Here is a 20,779-nt window from a genome sequence, read left to right on the forward strand (position 1 = left end):
TAACACGGTTTGATAAACACTATCCACATTGCCATTATATGCATATGTTAAGCTTCGACTAAAGTAAATGTGATAGATGTACCCGTTAGGTATACCTAGCTCAAAACCATTCGTTTTCGAACCTACCCGCATAGTATGAGACAAAAACGTCTCATAAGTACCCTCTTGACATTTTGACCTAGGCTCATAAAATCCATACTACTTTTTCAGAGTGGTATGCGAGGGCTAATGAGTACGAGGACTTATTTCTATTGTCGAGTCTCTACAACAGAGCAGACAACAGCGAACCAAATACAAGCCTTCAAAGACAGAGGGTATGAAGTCAACGAAGCTTTTGTAGTTGAAGATGTTGTATCAGGTGGTGTTTGTGCTTTGGAACGTAAAGGCTTCAGGATTCTTATTGAGCACAAGCTTGTTGCAGGTGACACGCTGGTGGTCTTAAAGCTAGACCGTTTAGGACGTGACAACATAGATGTACAACAAACGATCAAGCTTTTGATGGACAAAGGTATCAATATCCACTGTTTAGATTTACCACATAACGACCTAAACAGCCCTGAAGGTCAGTTAATGTTGAAAATGTTTTTAGCTTTTGCTGAGTTTGAAAAAGATCGTATTAGAGAACGAACAATTGAGGGTCAAGCAAGAGCAAGGGCTGAAGGTAAAACTATTGGTCGTCCTGCCAAAGCAAGTGCAGACAAAGTGGCAAAGCTAAGGAATGAAGGACTGTCCATATCCAAAACCGCAGAGAAGCTTAACATCTCTCAATCAACGGTTAAGCGCCTCTACGCAGAATCAAAGAAGAGTAAGGAGAAAAATGGAAACAACAGTAACTAGCAACGCTAAAGAAGTAATTAACGCCTACACAGACGGTTCGTGTATTACGCAGAAATGCTTAGGCGGCTGGGCATTCATACTAACTAGAGCAGACAAAGAGCTAGAACGCTCTGGACACGAAAGAAAGACCACCAGCAACAGAATGGAACTAACGGCAGCAATCAAAGCATTAGAGGTCATATATAAGAAATATCCGAATAACCCTATAACTGTCCACACAGACAGCCAATATGTAAAAAATGGAATCACTACATGGATACGTTGCTGGAAGCGTAATGGTTGGCGTAGGAGTGACAGAAAACCCGTCCTTAATGCAGACTTATGGCAGAAATTGGACGAACTGAACGAATCAATGAATGTTTCTTGGGAGTGGGTAAAAGCACACAATGGTCATCCTCTAAACGAGAGAGTTCACATGCTTGCTTACTCTGCTATTCCACAAAAGTAAAATTACAAAGGTATAACAACATGGAACAAACTACATTAGTTGAAGATTTTATCCTACCAGAAGTTGAGCTTAACGAGATAGACAACTATCACCGCATACCTGAAGTCAAAGCGTGGCTTGTCTGTTCAGTGAAAAACGCAAAGAAAGCGGCAAAAGATGGTCTACCCGTAATCCGAACGCACGCAGGCAACTGGTACGGTCGTCTCTCTTAAAAAATGAACTTTTTTAAATCACGTTTTGTGTAAACGTCAGGGGGCGATGCAATCGAAGGAGAAACGAACTCGGAAGCTAACGCCCCCCTAGTACATCTGTAAGTTAACACAACGTAAGCCTTAAGGTTCATAACCGCAGCCGCTATGTAGCCTTACCGAGCCTTCGGAGTATATGTAATCAGAGGTTTATGTCCCTCTAAGCTAACCTCTGAAAAGCCACACGGCAATAGTCAACAAAGTAGTTAAAAAAACCAAATTAACTACATAAAAGCAAATACAAAATGAGAAACAAAGACAATTAATATCAGTAACTTAACGAAAAACAACAAGGTAAAAACGGGGTATACACCCTATAGCTACCTCTACATTCATGTATAGTCTCATCCACTAGTTGTCAACAAGTAATACGCACAATGGAAACTAGAAGAATAACACTATCCTCAATAAATGCAGATGATAAACGCTACCAAGTCAGAGACCCTAGAACTTCACCGTATGGGGAACGTATAGATCAAGAGAAGGCTTCACGCAGACACATTCAGACTATCGTTAAGGCATTGAATGATAACCCAAAAAAACGCATAGAACCCATTGAGGTAGTTGAAGACCCTAAAAAGTATGGTCAGTATATTATCGTTGATGGTTTCCACCGCTACGGGGCATACAGGCAGATCTTTAAAAACACCAAAGGTAAACGCTTCAAACAAATTAGAGTTAAGGTACATACTGAAGGTGTAACACTAGATAGAGCCTTGTCTATCAACACCGAGCACACAGCCTTATCTCTTACAAGCAGTCAACGAACAGAGTTACAGTGGCAACAATTTCTAAATCTCATGAGTCAAGATAATCCCCCAAGCATTAAGAAGACCTCAGAGATACTTGGTATTCAGACCTCAACGGTTAGTAACTGGCGTAAACTTAAGAATAAGTTTGAAGAGGCTGGTTTCTTTGATAAGAAGAGCAATGTTGATAAGAACCCCATTACGGGCTTTCCTATGCTAAGACCGAGCCGAGAAGCACTTAAAAGGGATGAATGGTCTTCTGTTGACGAAGAAACCACAGGAGCGTTAACTGAGGATGATAAGGCTACCGCTAGGCAGATTTTAGAAAAGGCCAAATGCGCTAATGAACCAGATAAGCTTGCTAAGTTCATAAGGCTTTATCTAGGTGAGCCGTTAGACGCTATAGACTTTGATATAAGTATTGATGAACTTGAGCAAGAGAATGAAGAATACTTCTAAGATAGTAGTGTCAACCCGCATGAGCTTCACCATAAACACCCTAGGTGACTATTAGATTACCAGTATAGATACTCTAAACCCTTATCATACGAGGTATAAAGCATACCAAGTTTTAAACTTCTATAAAAAACGAGCCACCAGCAGGACTAGAACAGTTTGTTACAGGCTGGTGGCCTGATGGGTTACCACAAACGAGACAGAGCTAAACGAGGGAGACGGTCGATAGCTTCTTTCTTCGTCTCTAACTCAACCGTACCATATGAACCGCCTACACCCGCTGGAGTATGACCAGTAATAGCGTCACTAACAGTGTCAGCAATACCCAGTCTGCGGAGAGCCGTCTTAAAAGTATGCCTAAAGGCATGAGCTGGTTGGGTTGTGTGTATACCTAGAGACCTGACTGTTTGACCCCACCACTTACTGAGTGCCGCTGATTTCTTGCCGTATTTGTTCTCTTTAAGCTCAGGGAACAAGAAGCCGCCTGACTCCGCAACATAATCTAAGAAACCTAGTTCTATCAGATGAGCAGGGATAGGTACGTGTCTCAGTGAAGAGTTATTCTTAACGCTTTGCCCCTCACCTCGACGGATGTTGAGGTAATGTATGCCTGAGTCTGATTGGGACACATCTGACTTATGTAGTTGAGACATTTCCTCTAGGCGTGCACCTGTATATCTGCACAACAAAGGAACCCAATAACAAGCCATGCCATAAGGTTTACGAGCATTAGCATCATTAAATACGTCAGCTTGGAACAGTCGAAGAATTTCTGAGTCAGTATAGCCTTTTCCCTCACTTGCTTCAGTTTTCTTCTCCGCCGTGGCAACACGCACACCTACGTGTGGATTAGAATCGATGATGCCTAGTTCAATGGCGTAGCTAAACACAACAGAGGTCTTGCGTAGACAGTTCTTCACCGTAGTAGCACTTAAAGTCTCTAGACCTTGTATCTTTACAAGTTCAATTTGTTCTAGAAGAGGTCTATTCCTGATACTTGCAATTTTAGACTTAGGTAACTGAAGCAGTGTATCTCGAAACTCAACGATATGCGCACGAGTTACCTCAGTAACATCCAGATCTCCGATAACTTCGATTAGACGCTCAATCTGAAGGCCAGCCTCATACAATGCTTTAGCGTCTTTGTCTTTAAGAATCTCAGACTGGTGATACCTCTTAAACACATTAGATATGGAGTATTGAGATGCCTTTTGGCGTTTAGGCTGACGTTTATTAGCTGAAGGGTTAACTGATAGAGGTTTGTCTGCGATAGGATTAGATATTGCTTCGTAGCCATAGTCACGGTTGTAACGTGCTCTACACAGCGCTTCGATGCGATGAATGTAGTGATAGAAAGCTACTGCTAATTGACGGAAAGACTCACTGTGAGAAGAGACAACTAAACCTTCTCTATCTAGTTGAGCAACAATAAACTCTTTTAGTTCATCTGCTAGCTCTTGAAGCTGTTCAGGGGTAGCAGTATCAACCTCACTACCATATAAAGACAAAGTATCAGACAAGCCAAATTCATGGACTGAACCTTCCGCATCTACATCCCTTTTTAGGAAAAGATCGTAGTTACCAGAGGTATCAACTTCATTCTTTACGTGTTCATACCAACGCTCTGCGATGATTGCACAGTCTCTAACATTGAGTACGACATTGGATGAATTAGATAGTTTTAACTGAGCAACGGCGATCTGCTTCTGTGCATCGGATAGACACTCAGTAAATCGTGGTTTAGCTTCAGAAAGATTTTTAGTTTGAAGAGATTTCTTGAAGACTGTCTTACCGATTATAGGAACCAGCTTTTTTGGTACAGCCATTCTAAAGTAGTAAACACCAGTTTGAGGATGCTTATAAGGACTTGCCATGATGTTCGACATTGTACCTACTCTTTGTACCAGTAGGCAGCTTACATTAAAACACCAAACCCTTGTATTATAAGAAGTTCTTACACTACAAGGGCTTATAGAATGTGGCGGTGAGTGAGAGATTCGAACTCTCGATACGTTGCCGTATACACACTTTCCAGGCGTGCTCCTTCAGCCACTCGGACAACTCACCGAATCAATTTTTGGTTAGCATCATTGGCTAACGAGGCGCTAATTTAATGATTATGTGCCTGATGGTCAAGGCTAAACATAAAAAAAAACGCCCTTTTCCACTCGATTGCTCACTAAGTAACTAAATTGAGCAAAACTGGGTCATTTAGATACTTTGAGAATAACCGGGAACACGGAACCAACGGCGGCACATGTCCAAGAAGTACCCATACAACACACCCATACCGCAAGAAATAATGGCGTTACTTGTCACCGCGGTCACTATTTGGTCTGTAGACGCACCAACTGCGAATAAAATTCCTGCATAAACTGGAGACTGAAAAAGCACATAAGCGACCAGATCAGATACGTTTTTCATAAATGAAGACGGCGATACCTTGTTACCCTGACGTAGCACCCAATCACGAAAAACGCCATACGGCCAAGCAATAGCAATATTCACTGGAATAGATAGTGTACGTGATGCTAAAGATTGCTCAAACGTCATCCCTGAAATCAAAATCTCGACAATCATCCCTGTGATAAAGCAAAAAACAACCATAGCAAAGGTATCCGCTGCGGCGTGACGAATACAAAATGGTCCGCGAGACTTCATTAACCAACCCCCAAAATTAAATACCACCAAAAATAAACAAAATAAAACTATCAACCGTCAAACAAATAAATGACCAGTTAATAAGGCAATTAAATCACATAAAAAGCAGCGTATGGCACTGTATTTGAAATCAAGTTGTAAATTTATAACCATTTTTTAAAATGAAAGTAGTTTTTTTCACCACCAACAACTAAAAACGCCTAAAATGACGTAAAAATGGTAGAAAAATACGGATTTAACTTACACAAAAAGTGGGATAAGTGATTGTTTGGATGGAGGGTTAGGATAAAGTTCAGGGAATAAACGATCATTCTAATAACTTATGCTACTGAGTTGTAAAAATTCAGAGTATTCCCGATGTGAGCGCAACTGAGAGCCGCACCGTTTCTCTTATGACAGAATCTAACAGCAGCGCTAAGCTAATTGAAAGTAAGGAAAAAATAGACGATTCAGCTAAAGGTTAGGTATGAAGAGTAAAGACAATTCATGATTGCATTGAATCGCGCTATATGGATTAAGCTATGATGATGCGAGCAAGAGCGTTAAGGTGTCGATATCATCTTGGTTTGGAGACTGCTGACGCTTTAAGTTACGCCTTATTCGCTCGGCAACTAAAGAAACGTCTTTATTAGCATCAGGGGTGACTTGAGCAATAATCGCTGAAATAGCCTCTAACGCTTCGTTGAGATGACCATTATCTAGAGCAACATAGAAGTTTAGTAGCCACTTTTCCGCATCAAGGATATCCGTTGTATTATCACCAAAGTCCGACTGGTATTGGTATAACCGTGCTGCATGGAGATATAACGCATCATTTAATTCAGACTCCACAATTGGTTTCGCAATTATGTGGTCGGCTCCTACATTTATCATGCGCTCTTGTGTTTCTTTGAATACATCCGCTGTGCAGCCAAAGATCAGTACCGACTTTACAGGCGAACTCATCGCTCGAATGGCTGATATCGCCCCAACACCATCAAGAACAGGCATATGATTGTCCATTAATATCAAATCAAATGACTGAACGGCCACCTCATCGACGGCAAGCTGACCATTTTCAACACTTGTGCACTCAAAGCCTTTGGCTCTTAGGAAAGTTTCCATAATGATCGCATTTGTTCGGTTGTCTTCGACAATGAGCGCTTTCAAACCTTTGCAATTCAGCTTATGTGCATTGACTGCTTCCACTTTCCCTGGCTCACAAGGCGTAAGCGCGATCTCGACGGTAAAGGTTGTCCCGACATTCTCTTGACTCTGCACAATCACATGCCCTCCCATATGCTCGGCAATTTCTTTTACTATCGCCAAACCAAGCCCTGTACCACCAAACCGCCTAGTCGTCGAGGACTCCGCTTGTTCAAAAGGACGGAAAATGCGTTTTTGCGCTTCTTGAGAAATACCGATACCCGTATCTTTCACCGCGAGAATAAGCTTGGTACCTGCCTTGCTCGATTTCTCGGTCAGCTCTACCTCTACGATGCCCCGGTCGGTGAACTTGACAGCGTTGTTTAGTAGGTTAAACAACACTTGGCGCAGACGGGCTTTGTCATTGTTGTACCAGCGCCCTGTTGGTAAATGAGACACGACTCCAAAGCGAAGGCCTTTTTCTGCACATAGTGTTTGATAAACACTTTTTATGCTGCCGATGATCGACTCAATTGGGAAAGGCGTATTTTCGAATTCAACATGCCCTTGCTCAATTTTTGAGTAATCTAAAATCTCATTAAGTAACGTCATCATATGATCACCTGAGTCATAAAGTGTTCTCAGGTGCTTACGTTGATCATCGGTGAGTGGTGTTTTTAACAATATCTGAGCGGTTCCTAATACACCGTTCATTGGCGTACGAATCTCATGGGATAATGTGGCTAAAAATGCCGTTTTAGCGTTCGTCGAAGCCTGGGCTTTTATTCTCTCTTGCTCTAGATAGATGGTTTTTTCATTGAACTTATCGATGAGCTGTCCAATTTCATCTTCGCTATCGTAATCAATGTCTATGATCCCGCCAGTTTTCGAGTCATCAATCTTAGCCGCAATACGGACAATCGGTTCGACAATGTAACGATTCAGCAAGTAATACCCGACCAGTACACACAAGAGTAAGAATGGAATGATCCTCCCCTCAACACTCATGACTTGTTCAAACACTTGATCGGCTACTTTAGCTTTCGCGTTGACAACTTCCATCCGCCAATCGAACTCTCCGAAATCAAGCTCACTGACATAAATTTCGTCTGTTAGTTGGAAGTTGTGCTCAATAATCACGTTCGAGTCAGCATCGCGAACCACCACACCTAAAGAATGCTGGTTAGTATGCTCTCGAATAAACTGAAAAAGTGCATCAAGTGATAAGTCTACCGTTACAACGCCAGCGAATTGACCGTTTTGATAATATGGGGAAGACGCAGTAATCATCTGAACCTGAGTAAAAGTGTCGATATAAACCGTAGACCAACTCACAGAACCAACTGGCGCGTCAGCTGCTGCCTTATACCATGGTTCATTGTCATAACCGCCAGATTCAGGATTATTGTAGGAGTGAATTTGGTCAATACCGCCATCACTGTTTTTGTTGAAGAATAGGCTTTTATATCGCCATTGTTCAGCTTTGAGTTCTGGTTTGGGCCATACGCCACCACTGACGAGCATCTCATCACTCAATTGGAGAATATGCGGAATTGTCGTGTTGAGAGATTGAATATTTTCAGTCCCCTGGGCGAGTCCTGCAAGGCTACTCAATACACCGGTAGAGCTAAGGAGAGGCTCTTTAATCTCTAGAGCAAGCAGTTGGGTGCGTAACTCTAGGTTTTGCTCTAGCTTTTGCCTAACCGGAGGCTCGACAACCAAATAGGCAACAGAACCAATCGTTGCGATAAAGAAACACAGGTAAAGTGTTAGGGCGAGAATGCTTTTTTTTCTAAGTGATGAGCGAATTTCCATAGATGTGTGAATCATTCCCTAATATCGATTTATCACTAATTGATTGGTAAGATGAGCGCAATCAACCAGCCCATTAACAAATGGTATTCTATTTTGAAACTACAAGACATCCTTTCTCTCCCAGAACTTGACGGTAAACTACTAAACCTAGCAAAAACTCAAGGCTTTGTAACAGCGATGGCTGCAGCGCCAAACGTATTAATGCCTCAAGAGTGGTTGCCATTCTTATGGGGTGGTGAAGAAACTGCGCCATTTACTGACGGTGAGCAATTAGAGCAATACATTGATGAGATTGTACAAATGTGGAACCAAACTCGTCCTGCTCTTCTAGAAGGATCTTGGCAGTGGCCTGAAGGATGCGCGTTAGATGAACAAGATATTGTAACAAGCCAGACCCGTGATTTCTGTGAAGGTGTATTACAAGGTTGGCAACTTGCTCGTGATGACTGGGAAACGCTAATGCCAGAGGACAGCGAAGATAATGCTCTGCTCGGCGGTGTTTTGCTTTCTCTTACGATGCTTTACGATCCAGAAACGACCATTGAAACGTTGGCAGAACAAGGCATGGAAGGCTTAGAACAGTTTGAAGAGATCTTCAATGCCATGCCAGTGATGCTATGTGGTCTTACTCAGCGCGGTGTTGCATTAGCTGAAGAACAATAAGACACAACGCTGTCGACCATCAAGATTGAACCGCTGAATAGACAAAAGCTCTCTGGATGGAGAGCTTTTTTGATCATGTTAAAATCACATGTGGAATATATCGCGACATATCTTGCGTGACTAAGCTAGTGTCTTCCCGAATCGAAATCCCAGCGGCTCTATCGTTGACTAACCAGCTGCCAATTAATGTATGGCTTTGCCCAAACTTGGGTAACGGATGATACTGCTGGACGATATTGAATTTAGATTCATAAGGCCCTGCTGTTTTGAGTATGCGTTTCCCACCTTTGACGACCTCAATATTTGCGCCTTCTCGAGAGAATAGTGGTTTGATTACAAAATCTTTCAAAGTGTTCGCTTTTGAATCGTTAGCAAAATAGGCAGGTAAAAGATTAGGATGATTCGGAAAGCGCTCCCACAATAACGGTAAAAGTGCTTTGTTGGATAGAATCGACTTCCACATAGGTTCTAACCAATTCACTTTCGCGGTCGCTAGGTATTTCGCATATTCCTCTTCAAACATAAACTCCCACGGATAAAGCTTGAACATCCAACGAATCGCTCTGTCATCTGCATCCACAAACAGACCATCTTCCGTCGCACCAATATCTTCGACATAAACAAACGCCGTCGCTAACCCAGCTTCGCGCGCGCAATCTTCTAAATACTGGACAGTCCCTTTATCTTCTTCAGTGTACTTGCAGCAGCTAAAGTGAAGGGTTTGCCCGGGTTGATATTTGGCTATCTCGGAAAAACGCTCAATCAAAAAATCTTGAAGAATGTTGAATTGATCCGCGCTCTGGTGAATTAGACCTTTATTTACAACATCCTCTAACCACACCCACTGCCAAAAACCCGTTTCAAACAGGCTGGTCGGCGTATCCGCATTGTTCTCCAGTAACTTAGCTGGCGAAGTTCCGTTGTATGCAAAATCCAGACGCGAATAGAGTGAGGGTTCATTTCGGTGCCACGAAGAAGCAACCTGCTCCCACATAAATTCAGGGATCGCACATTGCGTCAGCAACCTCTCACTCCGAACTACTTCATCCACAATAGCCAGACACATCTGATGCAGCTCTTCAGTGGGCGCTTCAATATCGTTCTCTATTTGCTCAAGCGTGAATTGATAGTAAGCACTCTCATCCCAATACGGTTGGTCATACATGGAATGGAAGCCAAAACCAAACTGGCGTGCTAAATCACGCCAGTTTTCTCGTTCTTGTATTTCTCGTCGAAACATAGTGCTTATTAACCGCCTCGGCTGACCGATACCGCTTTACCAAACCCGCCTCGAGACATTGCTCTACCAATAGTTCCGCTACCACGTTTATTTAGGTTACTGGTCGCAACCTTCGTCGGCTGATTACGATAGGAACCAAAAAATTGTCCGGCACCATTATAGAATTTGGATTTATAGCGATACATTGGTTCAGAGTAATAGCTCTTGTTGTAACCTTTCAAACCGCTCAGTGCTCGACTGTAAAAGAAGCCCCCAAAGTGAGGCACATAAGCTCGGGAACTGGAACTGTAGTAACAATCGTCTTCGTAAAAATCATTTTCACATTCGAACTCATTGTTGTAGCGAGGGGCATTTCGTTCGGCGCGAGCCAAAGCTTCTTGATAAGCAATGTCACACTGCTCACTGAACTCTGGCGAGTTTGATTTGCATTCATCAGCGTCAGAAAAAATGTAGCCTTCGGTTTTCGATTCTTGTGTCGCAAAGAAGAAAATACCGCCAAAAGCAGCAAAGGGAATAATTTTCCCAAGCTTTAAACTTTTGTCCATGGAAGAACGTTTAACGTTAGAACTCCGCTTCATCGTCCCTCCTAGTACGTCATACAAGCGGCATTTAATACACCGACCGATATAGAAACAGCCGCTAATACAATACCGGCAGGCAGCTCATCTTTTTCGATACGCTCAGTCACTTTTGGAAGTAAAACAAAACGTACAATCGCAAATGCAATGATCTGCGCCAGCATTGCAACAACGCCCCACACCATAAAATCGACAATGTTGACTGAGTTTTTTGCAGCCCCCGAAATCGCAATACAATAACCAAGAAATGCGCCACTTAGTGCAATCGCTGCCGCTGTATTTTGCTTTTCTTTGATCAGGTGCCATTCATCGTAAGGCGTAAGCTTGACGTAGATGAACTTAAACGCCAAAACGAAAATAATAGAAACAGAAAAATAGAGTAAAAAATTGGGAAAACCTGCTAACAGGTCAGCAATCATGTGCATTATTGTTCCTTGTTCATTTCTTTCCATGCAAAATCTTCAATACGTTCATCTGCAATGTAAAACAGCTTGGTACTCGGTGGTACTTCTGCATCTAAATCTGGGTTGAGTTGGATACCATGGCCAATGTCAAAAGCAATTAGCGTGGCATGATGACGTCTTTTGAGAAAAACGAAGAGACTCTCAACAGTAGTTACTGGCAGCCTTTCAGGATAAATGACCGAGTATTGAGTCATACCCCGTGTTGAAGCTAATAGCTCTTGGTGAAGTGCACTTGAGCCTGGATCTACCGCCGCTTTTGCCAGCATTTCTGCGCCAACTGCAGGTATGCATTCCGCTTTAGGACAGTGTTGACTTAAAAGACGGCCTAACGCCTCATCTTTAAAGTAAGCGACCAAATGTGCGGAAGGATTCATAGAAGCACAGTACAGCGCGGCTGACAGCGTGATATCGTCCGAGAGGTTATCAACAATAACGCAAGCTGCTTCAGCAATATTGGCGTTTTTCATCTCTTGTGAATCCGTGTAGCTGGTCACTTTGATAAAACTGATCTCGCCTGGCAACGGGTTTTCTATTTCTGAACGGCTGCATAAAACAATCGGACGCTTCCCCTCTTCTTCATGTTGTAACATGCGAATAAGGTGCATCGTTCTCGATCCATTCCAACCCAACAATACAATATGGTTTTCCACTCTTACTCTCCGTTTTCCTAAAATACCCGCTCGCCAGTAATCCATCGCTGCTCCAGCGACACGTCCCAATAATGCAGCGAATAGGCTCAAGCCGCCTGGGATCACAAACAGTACAACAACCCATTTACCCAAATCTGTCACTGGAGAATGATCACCATAGCCAACCGTACTCGCCGTAACCATAAGGTAATAGATAAAGTTAGAGAAGCTGTCTGTTAATGCGGTTTCACCAGCGAGAACGAGCAGTCCCCATGAAAGGCTCACATATAAGCCACTAAAGATGAGAAGACTTCGGTTGCTCAATTTAAAAAGGTGTGAACTAAGCCACTTTTTAACTACTAACCACACCGCCATAAATTTATAACCTCGACATTCATTGATTGCATCAATAGTAACTCATTGATAGTAAGACACAAAAAAACCAGCCATATTCGGCTGGTTTTTGAGATTTACTTTCAGTTACGCCTACTTTTTAAGCATTACCTTTCACTTGCATATTTAGCTGCTCAGCAAAGTCCAACATACGATTTAACGGAATGAGCGATTTAACACGCAATTCTTCATCAACAAAGATCTCGTGTTCTTCACCGCCTTCACTAAGCGCTTTCTCTATCGCTTTCAAACCGTTCATTGCCATCCAAGGGCAGTGTGCGCAGCTACGGCATGTTGCGCCAGCACCTGCGGTTGGCGCTTCGATAAGTTCTTTCTCTGGCACAAGTTGCTGCATTTTAAAGAAAATGCCTTTGTCTGTCGCAACGATCATTTGTTTATGAGGAAGCGCTTTCGCTGCTTTGATCAACTGACTCGTCGAGCCAACGGCATCGGCAAGTTCTACGACACTTGCTGGTGATTCAGGGTGAACCAAAATAGCCGCATCTGGATACACGCTCTTCATTTTGCGTAGCGCATCAGCAGAAAACTCATCATGAACCACACACTCACCTTGCCATAGCAGCATGTCTGCGCCAGTTTTATTAGCGATGTACGACCCTAGGTGACGGTCCGGTCCCCAAATAATTGGCTTATCTTCAGCGTCTAAGTGTTCTACGATTTCAAGCGCAATGCTTGATGTAACGACCCAGTCGGCACGGGCTTTAACCGCTGCTGAGGTATTTGCATAAACCACAACCGTGTGATCAGGGTGAGCATCACAGAACTCACTGAACTTATCCGCTGGACAGCCAAGATCGAGCGAACATTCCGCTTCCAACGTTGGCATTAGAATGCGCTTTTCTGGTGTTAGGATTTTGGCCGACTCGCCCATAAAGCGAACACCGCCAATGATCAGTGTGCTTGCAGGATGACGATTACCAAACTTCGCCATTTCCAACGAGTCACCAACAAAACCACCCGTTTCTTCCGCTAGGGCTTGAATCTCAGGATCGGTATAGTAGTGCGCGATAAGTACCGCATCCTTTTCTTTTAGCAGCTTTTTAATGCGCTCAATGTAAGACGCTTTTTCTTCTTCGCTTAATGGAACTGGCTTCGGTGGGAATGGGTAAACAGTGTCGATTTTATCTAATATATGGCTCATTGCTCTTGCTCTACGCAACTTCCTTTAGTCCGAGTATTGTAACCTCGTTAATTTTCAAAAACCAACTTGTCGCGGGGATTTCTAGCTATCTAGCCGTATATCTTTGTTACAGGTAGCATTTCTGATTGAAAGGATCCGTTGCAAGGTGGGGATAAAAGGCTCGATGCCATTCCTCTCGATTTATTCGATCACCACCGATAAAGAAACGGAAAAGAAAAAGGAAGCCGAAGCTTCCTTTTTAAAACATAACGTCTTACAGCTTAGAGCTGGCAAGTTTTGCAGATGCACTACCTGGGTATTCATCAACCACTTGTTGGTAGTACTTTTTCGCTTGAGCTGCATTGTTATTACGCTCAGCGATTTCACCTAACTTGAGCAAAGCATCGGCTCGCTTATTGGAGTCTTTATAAGACACCACCGCAGCAAAGCTCTTTACAGCATCTTTGTCCTGCTTCTTAGCGAAGTACAATTGGCCTAGCCAATAGTGAGAATTCGCTGAGTATGTGGAGTCAGGATAATCTTTCTGGAACTGCTGGAACGCTGCAATTGCGCCAGTGTAGTCACGTTTCTTGAGGATGAGGTCGACTGCATTTTGGTATGCCGTTTGCTCATCAACATTTGGTGTGTACTGACCACCTGTTTTAGCCGGTTTCGCTTCTTGCGCAGGCGCGGATTTGATTTCTCCACGCACACGATCTAGCTCGACAAACAACTCACGTTGACGTTGCAACATTTGTTTCATTTCGTAGCTATTTCGCTCTAATTGACCACGCAATTCACTGATCTCTTGTGACATTTGGTCAATTTGCTGTTGCATTTGGAGCTGAACGCGATTGCGGTTTTGGAGCAAACGTTCTAGACGCTCTACTTCCGTTTCAGATGAACGGCTCTTAGAGACGGATGATGTGCTGTTGAGATCGGATACTGGAGCTGGTGCAGCGAACGCAAAGTTCGCTGCACTTGCCAGTAACGTAAGCGCAACAGCGCGCTTAGTGTTACTGAACATGAGGATTACCTCGAATTAGTATACTAGAACCGCGCGACGGTTCTTAGCGTAAACTTCATCTGATTGACCTAGAAGAAGTGGCTTCTCTTCACCGTAGCTAACGATTGAGATTTGGTCAGCTTGAACACCTAGTGCTTGCAGGTAGTTCGCTACTGCTTGTGCACGACGCTCACCAAGAGCGATGTTGTACTCAGGAGTACCACGCTCATCAGCGTGACCTTCGATAGTTACGTTAAGAGCTGGGTTCTTGCTTAAGTAAGAAGCATGAGCTGCAAGCATCTCTTCGTAATCTGCTGCAATTGTTGAGTTATCAAAAGCAAAGTAGATTGTTTGAGTTTCACGTAGCGCTTGCTCTTTTAGCTCTTGCTCTGTTAGCTGACCGCTTTGATCAATTGGCGTAGCTACTGTTGTTTCAACTGCGCCATTGTTGTTTGTTGCTGCACCAGTGTTAGAAGCAGCGTCGTCGCTTGAACTACACGCTGTAACAGCCATTACAGGAAGCGCGATTAGTAGCCCTTTTAGAACCTTGTTCAGTTGCATCTTATTTTCCTTTATTAATCAAACTTATTACTACAAAAACGGTGACCATGCAGGCGCTCTAACACGCCCATTTGTTGCCGGTAATCTAGCTTTGAATCGACCATCAATTGACACCATCGATAGTACGTTTTTCTTGTTGTAAATCGAGCTATACACAACCATGCCACCGTTTGGGGCAATACTAGGAGACTCATCAAGCAAGGTCTTAGTTAAGACTTGAAGAGCACCAGTTTCCAAATCTTGTTTCGCCAAGTTAAATCCTGCGTTACTGCGGTTCACCATTACTAGGAATCGCCCATCAGGAGTAATCTGGCCACCCAAATTTTGGCTGCCTTGCCAAGTCAAACGGTCAATAGAACCGCTGCCCAAATTTACTTGATAAATCTGTGGTTTACCACCCCTATCCGATGTGAAAATCAACGATTTTCCATCTGGATGCCAGAACGGTTCAGTATTATTTGATCTGCCACGCGTAATTTGCGTCAGCTTGCGAGTGTTAAGATCGAACGTATAAACATGAAGCGAGCCTGTCTTAGAGAGAACAATCGCTAACTTGTTGCCATCAGGCGAAAATCTTGGGGCACCATTATGACGTGGGTATGAAGTAATCTTCTCACGCTCACCGGTGTAGATGTTCATGATGAAGATTTCTGCTTGACCATTTTGGAAGCTAACATACGCAAGCTTTTTACCATCTGGCGACCATGCTGGTGACATTAATGGTTGTTTAGAACGTAAAACCAAGCGCTCGTTGTAGCCATCGTAATCAGCCACACGAAGTTGGTAAGGGAAACGGTCTTTATCATTCACTACCACGTATGCAATACGGGTCATGAAGGCACCACGGTCACCCGTTAACTGCTCATACACCAAATCAGAGATACGGTGAGCGTACTCACGCATGCGAGGGCCTTGAACGGTCGCGACCTTATTGAACAGCACATGATCTTTTGACAGTACTAATTCGCCATCGCTACCAAGCGCTTTACTTTTCCCGCCCGTTAGCTGGCCACGCACAATATCAACAAGTTGGTAGTTGATAACGTAATCACCTTGAGCATTTTGTTTGATTGAGCCAGTCAGCAAAGCATCTACGCCTAAATTAGTCCAGGCATCAAAATTGACTTCTGATTCACTGAACGGAGTTTGTGGCATCTTGCTCGTTGGAACGGGGCTGAACTTACCACTGCGTTGCAAATCCGAGGCAATAACAGCAGAAATATCCGTTGGAAGCGCTTGAGTGCCCTCCCACTTAAACGGAACAACAGCAATTGGTCGTGCTGAATCAATACCATCGGTAATGACCAACTCTAATGCGGCATTCGCCACATTTGTCATACTGCTAAACAGTACAAACATTCCTAGTAAAAGGCGTCTAATCACGTCTTATTCCTTATTCTAGTACTCAACGGTTAAGTTGATATCTCTAACTTTATCAATAACATCTCGGTCTTTAGGCATCGGAAAGTTACCAACTTGGGCAACTGCACTTTTAGCTGCACTACAAAGACGAGAGTCACCGTTTAACACAGTAACATTACTTACAATACCATCAGTCCCAGTAGGAACTAGCTTCACATTAAGCCTACACGACTTTCCCACAAGATAATCGTCCTTAATGATACGACTCTCTATCAATTGTTTGTAAATTGCACCGTAGCGGTCGACTTCAGATTGCACATGTTGATTTTTAGCTTGCTGATTCTGTTCTGACTCACTCTCAAGGCCCGCAAAAATATCATCTAGCGCGGCTTCTTGTGCTTTACGCTCGCGCTCCGCACGTTCTGCAGCTTCTCTCGCTTTGCGCTCTCGCTCTGCCGCTTCTTTTGCCGCTTTCTCTTTTGCAATGCGCTCTTTTTCAGCTTTTTCAGCGGCTTCACGCTCACGACGTGCTTTTTCTTCCGCTTCTTTTGCTGCCTTTTCACGAGCTAGACGTTCTTGCTCAGCTTTTGCTATAGCGGCTTCTTTCACTAAACGCTCCTGCTCAGCTTTACGCACAGCTTCTTCTTTTGCCTTACGCTCTTTCTCTAGCTTAGCAGCTCGCTCTTTTTCTTTGCGAACGCGTTCTTCTTCCTGCTTGCGCTCTTGCTCTTTTTTCTTACGTGCAGCTTCTGCTTCTCGTGCCGCTTGAGCATCTTTCGCTTGCTGTTCTTTCAACTTGCGAATTTGCTCTTCTTCAGCTTTACGGTTTTTTTCTAGCTGCTCTGCTTCGCGTCTCAATTTATCAAGACGCTCTTGTTCTTTTTTTGCTGCCTTTTCGCGTTGCTGGCGAATTTCTTTCGCTTGTTGCTGCACAAGTTTTGGATCGATGACAACAGCTTGAACCATTTGCCCTGTAGGCTCTGGTTTAGACATGTTGAAGTCCGTCCCCCAAAGCAGGGCTACAACTAGAATTGCATGCAAACCAACCGATATTGCTATCGGTTTGGCGTATTGGTTGGGTTTCTTCTTGTGATCTTTCATAGGTAATTGATGTCTATTCCCTGATATCGGTCATTAGACCTACCTTAGGGATACCAGCTCGACTTAGTTCATCCAGCAATAGCACAACATCGGCATATGGTGTTGCCGCGTCGCCACCTACCGCAACTGGTGAATCTGGCTTAACCTCTCGCTCCGCTTTCACTCGCACAATAACATCTTGTAACGACAAACCTCGCTGAAGTTCTTCATCATTTACGCTTAGGCCTAAATTACCCTCGCTATCAATTTCGATGATGATAAAACTACTGTCAGTTTCGCCAGCAAGGTCTTGCATAGATTCAGCGGTCGATGTTTTCGGAAGATCAACATCGACGCCTTGAGTCACAAATGGAGCGGTCGCCATAAAAATGATCAACAGTACGAGCATTACGTCAATGTACGGAACAACGTTGATCTCCGCTGTCATTTTTCGCTTTTTAGGTTGATAACCCGCCATGCTTTATTCCTTATCCGCGCTGTCTCTGCCAGCCATCGCTTGGCGATGAAGGATGCTGTGGAATTCTTCAGAAAATGTTGCGTAAGTGTGCTCTAGTTTGCTCACTTTATTGCTTAGGCGGTTGTAGGCCATTACAGCCGGAATAGCCGCAAATAGACCCATCGCTGTCGCGATCAATGCCTCGGCGATACCCGGTGCAACCATAGACAACGTAGCTTGTTTTACTTCTCCCAACGCAATAAAAGCGTGCATGATCCCCCAAACGGTACCAAATAGGCCGATGTAAGGACTGATAGAACCGACTGTCGCTAAGAACGGTAAGCTTGTTTCTAGTTCATCAACCTCACGAGAGACAGCAACGCGCATTGCGCGGCCAGTGCCTTCCATGATGTACGCTGGTGAGTTTGCGTTGCTCTTACGTAGACGAGCAAACTCCGTGAAACCTGCGTAAAAAATTTCTTCTGTGCCTTCAATTTCGTCTTTACGCGCTTTTACTTTTTGGTAAAGCTGAGAAAGATCAGTACCCGACCAGAATTTGTCTTCAAACTGCTCTGCATTCTTTGAGGCTTGAGAAAGCACTTTGCTGCGCTTGATGATCATTGCCCATGACACAATTGACATACCAAGCAACGTCAGCATCACAAGCTTTACCAACAGACTAGCCTGAAGAAAGAGATCTAAAATGGAAATATCAGCAGTCACTATTTGTTAGCTCCGAATTTATAAAGGTTGGAATAGCTATTGGTTTCATTTTCTTATTATCGATACATGCTACCTTAACAGAGGCCTTGCACAATATCTTGCCTTGATCATTGACCAACTCTTGACAGAATTGCAGGGAAGCACGTTTTATTTCTGACACTCGGGTTAATACTGTCAAATGCTCGTCCAGCCTTGCCCCTTGGTTGAAATCAATATCCATGTGTCGGACAACAAAGCCGATATTTTGTTCCAGTAACACATGTTGAGAAATGCCTTTGGCACGTAACATTTCTGTCCGCGCGCGCTCAAAGAATTTTAGATAATTAGAATGATATACAACGCCGCCCGCATCGGTGTCTTCATAGTACACGGTGATCGGCCAGCGAAAGAGATTTGATGTGCCTTGCAAGGGAGTCCCAATATATTCAATTCTTTAAAGTAATTACTATAACTGAAGCGACAGCAATTGGTACCGAGCTAAGGGAATATTTTTGAAATTTGTAGAAAAAATAAAAGCTAGGCGAAATACCTAGCTTTTATTCGATGATTTAGTAACCGACTTTATTACAGCGTATTTCAGCCTAAAAGAAATAAAGTGCCGTTAAATAAATTAAGATAGCTAACGAAAAGTAGGGACTAAACAAAGCTTGCCAGTACCAGTTTCTCGGTTTGAAGCCCACACCGTAAACCATGCTTGAGCATACAGACCAAATCAGTGCTGGTGCGATGATTGAGTTAAAACCACCAATTGCTTGATGGTAAGCTTCAGGATCCCACATCACCAATCCTACATGCATAAAGCCAAGGATGAGAGATAAGACTCTTAACAGAGTCTTATCCATCGGAGCGTGAAGTTGCGCTACCTTATCAGCGAGATTACTCACTGTCTTTGTCCATCATTTCTGAGTGCTCTAACCAAAGAGCGTTGATGATACCGAATGCACAAGCAAGTAGTACACCTAGAATCCATGCGAAATACCACATAGTAAATGCTCCTTAGTAAAGTGAGTTTTTGTTGTCTTCAATGTACTGATCATCAAGGCGACCAAACATCTTGTAGTAAGTCCAAGACGTGTAACCAAGGATGATTGGTACCATAACAAACGCAACGCCTGTCATTAGATTCAGAGTCAGTTCAGATGACGTTGCATCCCACATTGTTAAGCTGTGGCTTGGCATTAAGTCTGAAGGCATGATGAATGGGAACATCGCAAAACCTGCAGTAAAGATAACGCCAGCAACACCCAAGCTTGAAGTAATGAACGAAATCGCACATTTTTCAAGACGAGATGCCAATACGGCAAGAAGCGGCATTGCGACACCTAGTACAGGAGCAGCCCATAGTAGTGGGTAGTTTTCAAAATTCTTCATCCACGCACCAGCTTCACGGATTACCTCTTTGTTTAGAGGGTTAGAAGCTGCATTAGTGTCGATACCGCCAACAATGACGTAACCATCGATATTTTGGATCCAGAAACCAGCAGCTACAAACGCTGCAACCGTCAGTAAACCAGCCAACTGAGCAACGTTGCGAGCACGCACATGCACTTCGCCCGTTGTTTTCATTTGTAGCCAAGTCGAACCTTGCATCAAAATCATGAACAAACTAACTAAGCCACACAGCAGTGCAAATGGGTTTAGAAGACCAAAGAATGAGCCATGGTATGTTGGCATCAAGAACTCACTCAATTGGAATGGTACACCCTGTAGTAGGTTGCCAAACGCTACACCAAAGATGATTGGTGGAACAAAACCACTGATTGAGATACAGATATCCCAGGTATTACGCCACTTTGGATCTTCGATTTTAGAGCGGTAGTCTAGGCCCAGAGGACGAAGCCATAGCGCTGCTAGTGTCAAAATCATCGCTAAGTAGAAGCCTGAAAATGACGTTGCATAAACCAAAGGCCAAGCTGCAAACAATGCACCACCAGCAGTGATAAGCCAAACTTGGTTACCATCCCAGTGAGGGGCTATTGAGTTAATCATGACGCGACGTTGCGTGTCGTTTTTACCGATAATAGGTACAAGCGCGCCTACACCCATATCGAAACCGTCTGTTACTGCAAAACCAACTAGTAGAACACCGATTAGTACCCACCAGATGAGTCGCAAGATTTCGTAATCAAACATCTTGTTATCT

General features: G+C 43.6%; 23 protein-coding genes and 1 tRNA gene. 5 read left to right on the forward strand and 19 right to left on the reverse strand.

Annotation, left to right across the window (positions count from 1 at the left end):
• Nucleotides 1-228: 228 nt before the first annotated feature.
• The 4 genes from VEA_RS11740 to VEA_RS11755 all read left to right on the forward strand — a co-directional run bounded on the left by VEA_RS11740 (nt 229) and on the right by VEA_RS11755 (nt 2,741).
• Nucleotides 229-837 (forward strand): recombinase family protein, encoded by a 609-nt coding sequence (locus VEA_RS11740; protein WP_005459841.1) that lies wholly within the window; start codon nt 229-231, stop codon nt 835-837.
• Nucleotides 818-1,285, forward strand: a complete 468-nt coding sequence (gene rnhA, locus VEA_RS11745; RefSeq protein ID WP_005495799.1) for a ribonuclease HI — start codon at nt 818-820, stop codon at nt 1,283-1,285. Before VEA_RS11740 ends, rnhA begins: the two co-directional genes overlap by 20 nt.
• A 20-nt stretch (nt 1,286-1,305) precedes the next feature.
• Nucleotides 1,306-1,497 (forward strand): hypothetical protein, encoded by a 192-nt coding sequence (locus VEA_RS11750; protein WP_012841969.1) that lies wholly within the window; start codon nt 1,306-1,308, stop codon nt 1,495-1,497.
• Nucleotides 1,498-1,910: 413 nt separating this feature from the next.
• Nucleotides 1,911-2,741, forward strand: coding sequence for a ParB N-terminal domain-containing protein (locus tag VEA_RS11755; RefSeq protein WP_006742898.1), 831 nt, complete (start codon nt 1,911-1,913; stop codon nt 2,739-2,741).
• Nucleotides 2,742-2,923: 182 nt separating this feature from the next.
• Here VEA_RS11755 and VEA_RS11760 read toward each other — a convergent pair whose 3' ends face one another.
• From VEA_RS11760 to VEA_RS11775, 4 genes are all read right to left on the reverse strand, one after another.
• Nucleotides 2,924-4,624: a site-specific integrase gene (locus VEA_RS11760; protein WP_006742899.1), complete on the reverse strand. Its 1,701-nt coding sequence runs from the start codon at nt 4,622-4,624 to the stop codon at nt 2,924-2,926.
• A gap of 93 nt (nt 4,625-4,717) precedes the next feature.
• A tRNA-Ser gene (locus VEA_RS11765) sits at nt 4,718-4,805 on the reverse strand.
• 144 nt (nt 4,806-4,949) lie between these two features.
• Complete coding sequence (locus VEA_RS11770; RefSeq protein WP_005390779.1) at nt 4,950-5,399, reverse strand: L-alanine exporter AlaE; 450 nt, start codon at nt 5,397-5,399, stop codon at nt 4,950-4,952.
• Between the two features lie 519 nt (nt 5,400-5,918).
• Entirely contained in the window at nt 5,919-8,339 is a 2,421-nt protein-coding gene (locus tag VEA_RS11775) for an ATP-binding protein (RefSeq protein WP_012841970.1), read from the reverse strand.
• A 51-nt stretch (nt 8,340-8,390) separates the two neighbouring features.
• Between VEA_RS11775 and VEA_RS11780 the strand changes: the two genes are divergently transcribed.
• The gene (locus VEA_RS11780; RefSeq protein ID WP_005390772.1) at nt 8,391-9,002 is read left to right on the forward strand and encodes a YecA/YgfB family protein; all 612 of its coding nucleotides are present in this window, start codon (nt 8,391-8,393) and stop codon (nt 9,000-9,002) included.
• A 73-nt stretch (nt 9,003-9,075) separates the two neighbouring features.
• Here VEA_RS11780 and VEA_RS11785 read toward each other — a convergent pair whose 3' ends face one another.
• From VEA_RS11785 to cydB, 15 genes are all read right to left on the reverse strand, one after another.
• Complete coding sequence (locus VEA_RS11785; protein WP_006742901.1) at nt 9,076-10,242, reverse strand: glutathionylspermidine synthase family protein; 1,167 nt, start codon at nt 10,240-10,242, stop codon at nt 9,076-9,078.
• 8 nt (nt 10,243-10,250) lie between these two features.
• On the reverse strand, nt 10,251-10,820 hold the full coding sequence (locus VEA_RS11790) for a DUF1190 domain-containing protein (protein ID WP_006742902.1): 570 nt from the start codon (nt 10,818-10,820) through the stop codon (nt 10,251-10,253).
• An 8-nt stretch (nt 10,821-10,828) separates the two neighbouring features.
• Nucleotides 10,829-11,245, reverse strand: a complete 417-nt coding sequence (locus VEA_RS11795) for a DUF350 domain-containing protein (protein WP_005390766.1) — start codon at nt 11,243-11,245, stop codon at nt 10,829-10,831.
• Nucleotides 11,245-12,288, reverse strand: coding sequence for a potassium channel family protein (locus VEA_RS11800; protein ID WP_006742903.1), 1,044 nt, complete (start codon nt 12,286-12,288; stop codon nt 11,245-11,247). Before VEA_RS11800 ends, VEA_RS11795 begins: the two co-directional genes overlap by 1 nt.
• 118 nt (nt 12,289-12,406) lie before the next feature.
• Nucleotides 12,407-13,468, reverse strand: coding sequence for a quinolinate synthase NadA (gene nadA / locus VEA_RS11805; RefSeq protein WP_005390762.1), 1,062 nt, complete (start codon nt 13,466-13,468; stop codon nt 12,407-12,409).
• A 253-nt stretch (nt 13,469-13,721) separates the two neighbouring features.
• On the reverse strand, nt 13,722-14,474 hold the full coding sequence (gene ybgF, locus VEA_RS11810; RefSeq protein WP_006742904.1) for a tol-pal system protein YbgF: 753 nt from the start codon (nt 14,472-14,474) through the stop codon (nt 13,722-13,724).
• 15 nt (nt 14,475-14,489) lie between these two features.
• The gene (pal, locus tag VEA_RS11815; protein WP_005378293.1) at nt 14,490-15,014 is read right to left on the reverse strand and encodes a peptidoglycan-associated lipoprotein Pal; all 525 of its coding nucleotides are present in this window, start codon (nt 15,012-15,014) and stop codon (nt 14,490-14,492) included.
• A gap of 30 nt (nt 15,015-15,044) precedes the next feature.
• A complete protein-coding gene (tolB, locus tag VEA_RS11820) occupies nt 15,045-16,397 on the reverse strand; it encodes a Tol-Pal system beta propeller repeat protein TolB (protein ID WP_005390758.1) in 1,353 nt (450 codons plus the stop codon).
• A 15-nt stretch (nt 16,398-16,412) separates the two neighbouring features.
• Nucleotides 16,413-17,477 (reverse strand): cell envelope integrity protein TolA, encoded by a 1,065-nt coding sequence (gene tolA, locus VEA_RS11825; RefSeq protein WP_012841972.1) that lies wholly within the window; start codon nt 17,475-17,477, stop codon nt 16,413-16,415.
• A gap of 13 nt (nt 17,478-17,490) precedes the next feature.
• Complete coding sequence (locus VEA_RS11830) at nt 17,491-17,934, reverse strand: ExbD/TolR family protein (RefSeq protein ID WP_012841973.1); 444 nt, start codon at nt 17,932-17,934, stop codon at nt 17,491-17,493.
• Between the two features lie 3 nt (nt 17,935-17,937).
• The gene (tolQ, locus tag VEA_RS11835) at nt 17,938-18,636 is read right to left on the reverse strand and encodes a protein TolQ (RefSeq protein WP_005378301.1); all 699 of its coding nucleotides are present in this window, start codon (nt 18,634-18,636) and stop codon (nt 17,938-17,940) included.
• The gene (gene ybgC, locus VEA_RS11840; protein ID WP_012841975.1) at nt 18,626-19,045 is read right to left on the reverse strand and encodes a tol-pal system-associated acyl-CoA thioesterase; all 420 of its coding nucleotides are present in this window, start codon (nt 19,043-19,045) and stop codon (nt 18,626-18,628) included. The genes tolQ and ybgC overlap by 11 nt, the downstream gene beginning before the upstream one ends.
• A gap of 172 nt (nt 19,046-19,217) precedes the next feature.
• A complete protein-coding gene (gene ybgE, locus VEA_RS11845; protein WP_041852976.1) occupies nt 19,218-19,520 on the reverse strand; it encodes a cyd operon protein YbgE in 303 nt (100 codons plus the stop codon).
• Nucleotides 19,513-19,620, reverse strand: coding sequence for a cytochrome bd-I oxidase subunit CydX (gene cydX, locus VEA_RS23435; protein ID WP_000270284.1), 108 nt, complete (start codon nt 19,618-19,620; stop codon nt 19,513-19,515). The genes ybgE and cydX overlap by 8 nt, the downstream gene beginning before the upstream one ends.
• 12 nt (nt 19,621-19,632) lie before the next feature.
• On the reverse strand, nt 19,633-20,769 hold the full coding sequence (gene cydB, locus VEA_RS11855) for a cytochrome d ubiquinol oxidase subunit II (protein WP_006742909.1): 1,137 nt from the start codon (nt 20,767-20,769) through the stop codon (nt 19,633-19,635).
• Nucleotides 20,770-20,779: the final 10 nt, after the last annotated feature.

Source organism: Vibrio antiquarius (assembly GCF_000024825.1).
Lineage (GTDB): Bacteria > Pseudomonadota > Gammaproteobacteria > Enterobacterales > Vibrionaceae > Vibrio > Vibrio diabolicus.

Bases quoted from the DNA above. Each gene is read 5' to 3' on its own strand.
- VEA_RS11770 (WP_005390779.1), bottom strand. From the start codon at position 5,399: ATGAAGTCTCGCGGACCATTTTGTATTCGTCACGCCGCAGCGGATACC.
- ybgF (WP_006742904.1), bottom strand. From the start codon at position 14,474: ATGTTCAGTAACACTAAGCGCGCTGTTGCGCTTACGTTACTGGCAAGT.
- pal (WP_005378293.1), bottom strand. From the start codon at position 15,014: ATGCAACTGAACAAGGTTCTAAAAGGGCTACTAATCGCGCTTCCTGTA.
- rnhA (WP_005495799.1), top strand. From the start codon at position 818: ATGGAAACAACAGTAACTAGCAACGCTAAAGAAGTAATTAACGCCTAC.
- VEA_RS11785 (WP_006742901.1), bottom strand. From the start codon at position 10,242: ATGTTTCGACGAGAAATACAAGAACGAGAAAACTGGCGTGATTTAGCA.
- VEA_RS11775 (WP_012841970.1), bottom strand. From the start codon at position 8,339: ATGGAAATTCGCTCATCACTTAGAAAAAAAAGCATTCTCGCCCTAACA.
- VEA_RS11830 (WP_012841973.1), bottom strand. From the start codon at position 17,934: ATGGCGGGTTATCAACCTAAAAAGCGAAAAATGACAGCGGAGATCAAC.
- VEA_RS11750 (WP_012841969.1), top strand. From the start codon at position 1,306: ATGGAACAAACTACATTAGTTGAAGATTTTATCCTACCAGAAGTTGAG.
- VEA_RS11760 (WP_006742899.1), bottom strand. From the start codon at position 4,624: ATGTCGAACATCATGGCAAGTCCTTATAAGCATCCTCAAACTGGTGTT.
- VEA_RS11740 (WP_005459841.1), top strand. From the start codon at position 229: ATGAGTACGAGGACTTATTTCTATTGTCGAGTCTCTACAACAGAGCAG.
- cydX (WP_000270284.1), bottom strand. From the start codon at position 19,620: ATGTGGTATTTCGCATGGATTCTAGGTGTACTACTTGCTTGTGCATTC.
- VEA_RS11800 (WP_006742903.1), bottom strand. From the start codon at position 12,288: ATGGCGGTGTGGTTAGTAGTTAAAAAGTGGCTTAGTTCACACCTTTTT.
- VEA_RS11755 (WP_006742898.1), top strand. From the start codon at position 1,911: ATGGAAACTAGAAGAATAACACTATCCTCAATAAATGCAGATGATAAA.
- nadA (WP_005390762.1), bottom strand. From the start codon at position 13,468: ATGAGCCATATATTAGATAAAATCGACACTGTTTACCCATTCCCACCG.
- VEA_RS11795 (WP_005390766.1), bottom strand. From the start codon at position 11,245: ATGCACATGATTGCTGACCTGTTAGCAGGTTTTCCCAATTTTTTACTC.
- VEA_RS11790 (WP_006742902.1), bottom strand. From the start codon at position 10,820: ATGAAGCGGAGTTCTAACGTTAAACGTTCTTCCATGGACAAAAGTTTA.
- VEA_RS11780 (WP_005390772.1), top strand. From the start codon at position 8,391: ATGAGCGCAATCAACCAGCCCATTAACAAATGGTATTCTATTTTGAAA.
- tolA (WP_012841972.1), bottom strand. From the start codon at position 17,477: ATGAAAGATCACAAGAAGAAACCCAACCAATACGCCAAACCGATAGCA.
- cydB (WP_006742909.1), bottom strand. From the start codon at position 20,769: ATGTTTGATTACGAAATCTTGCGACTCATCTGGTGGGTACTAATCGGT.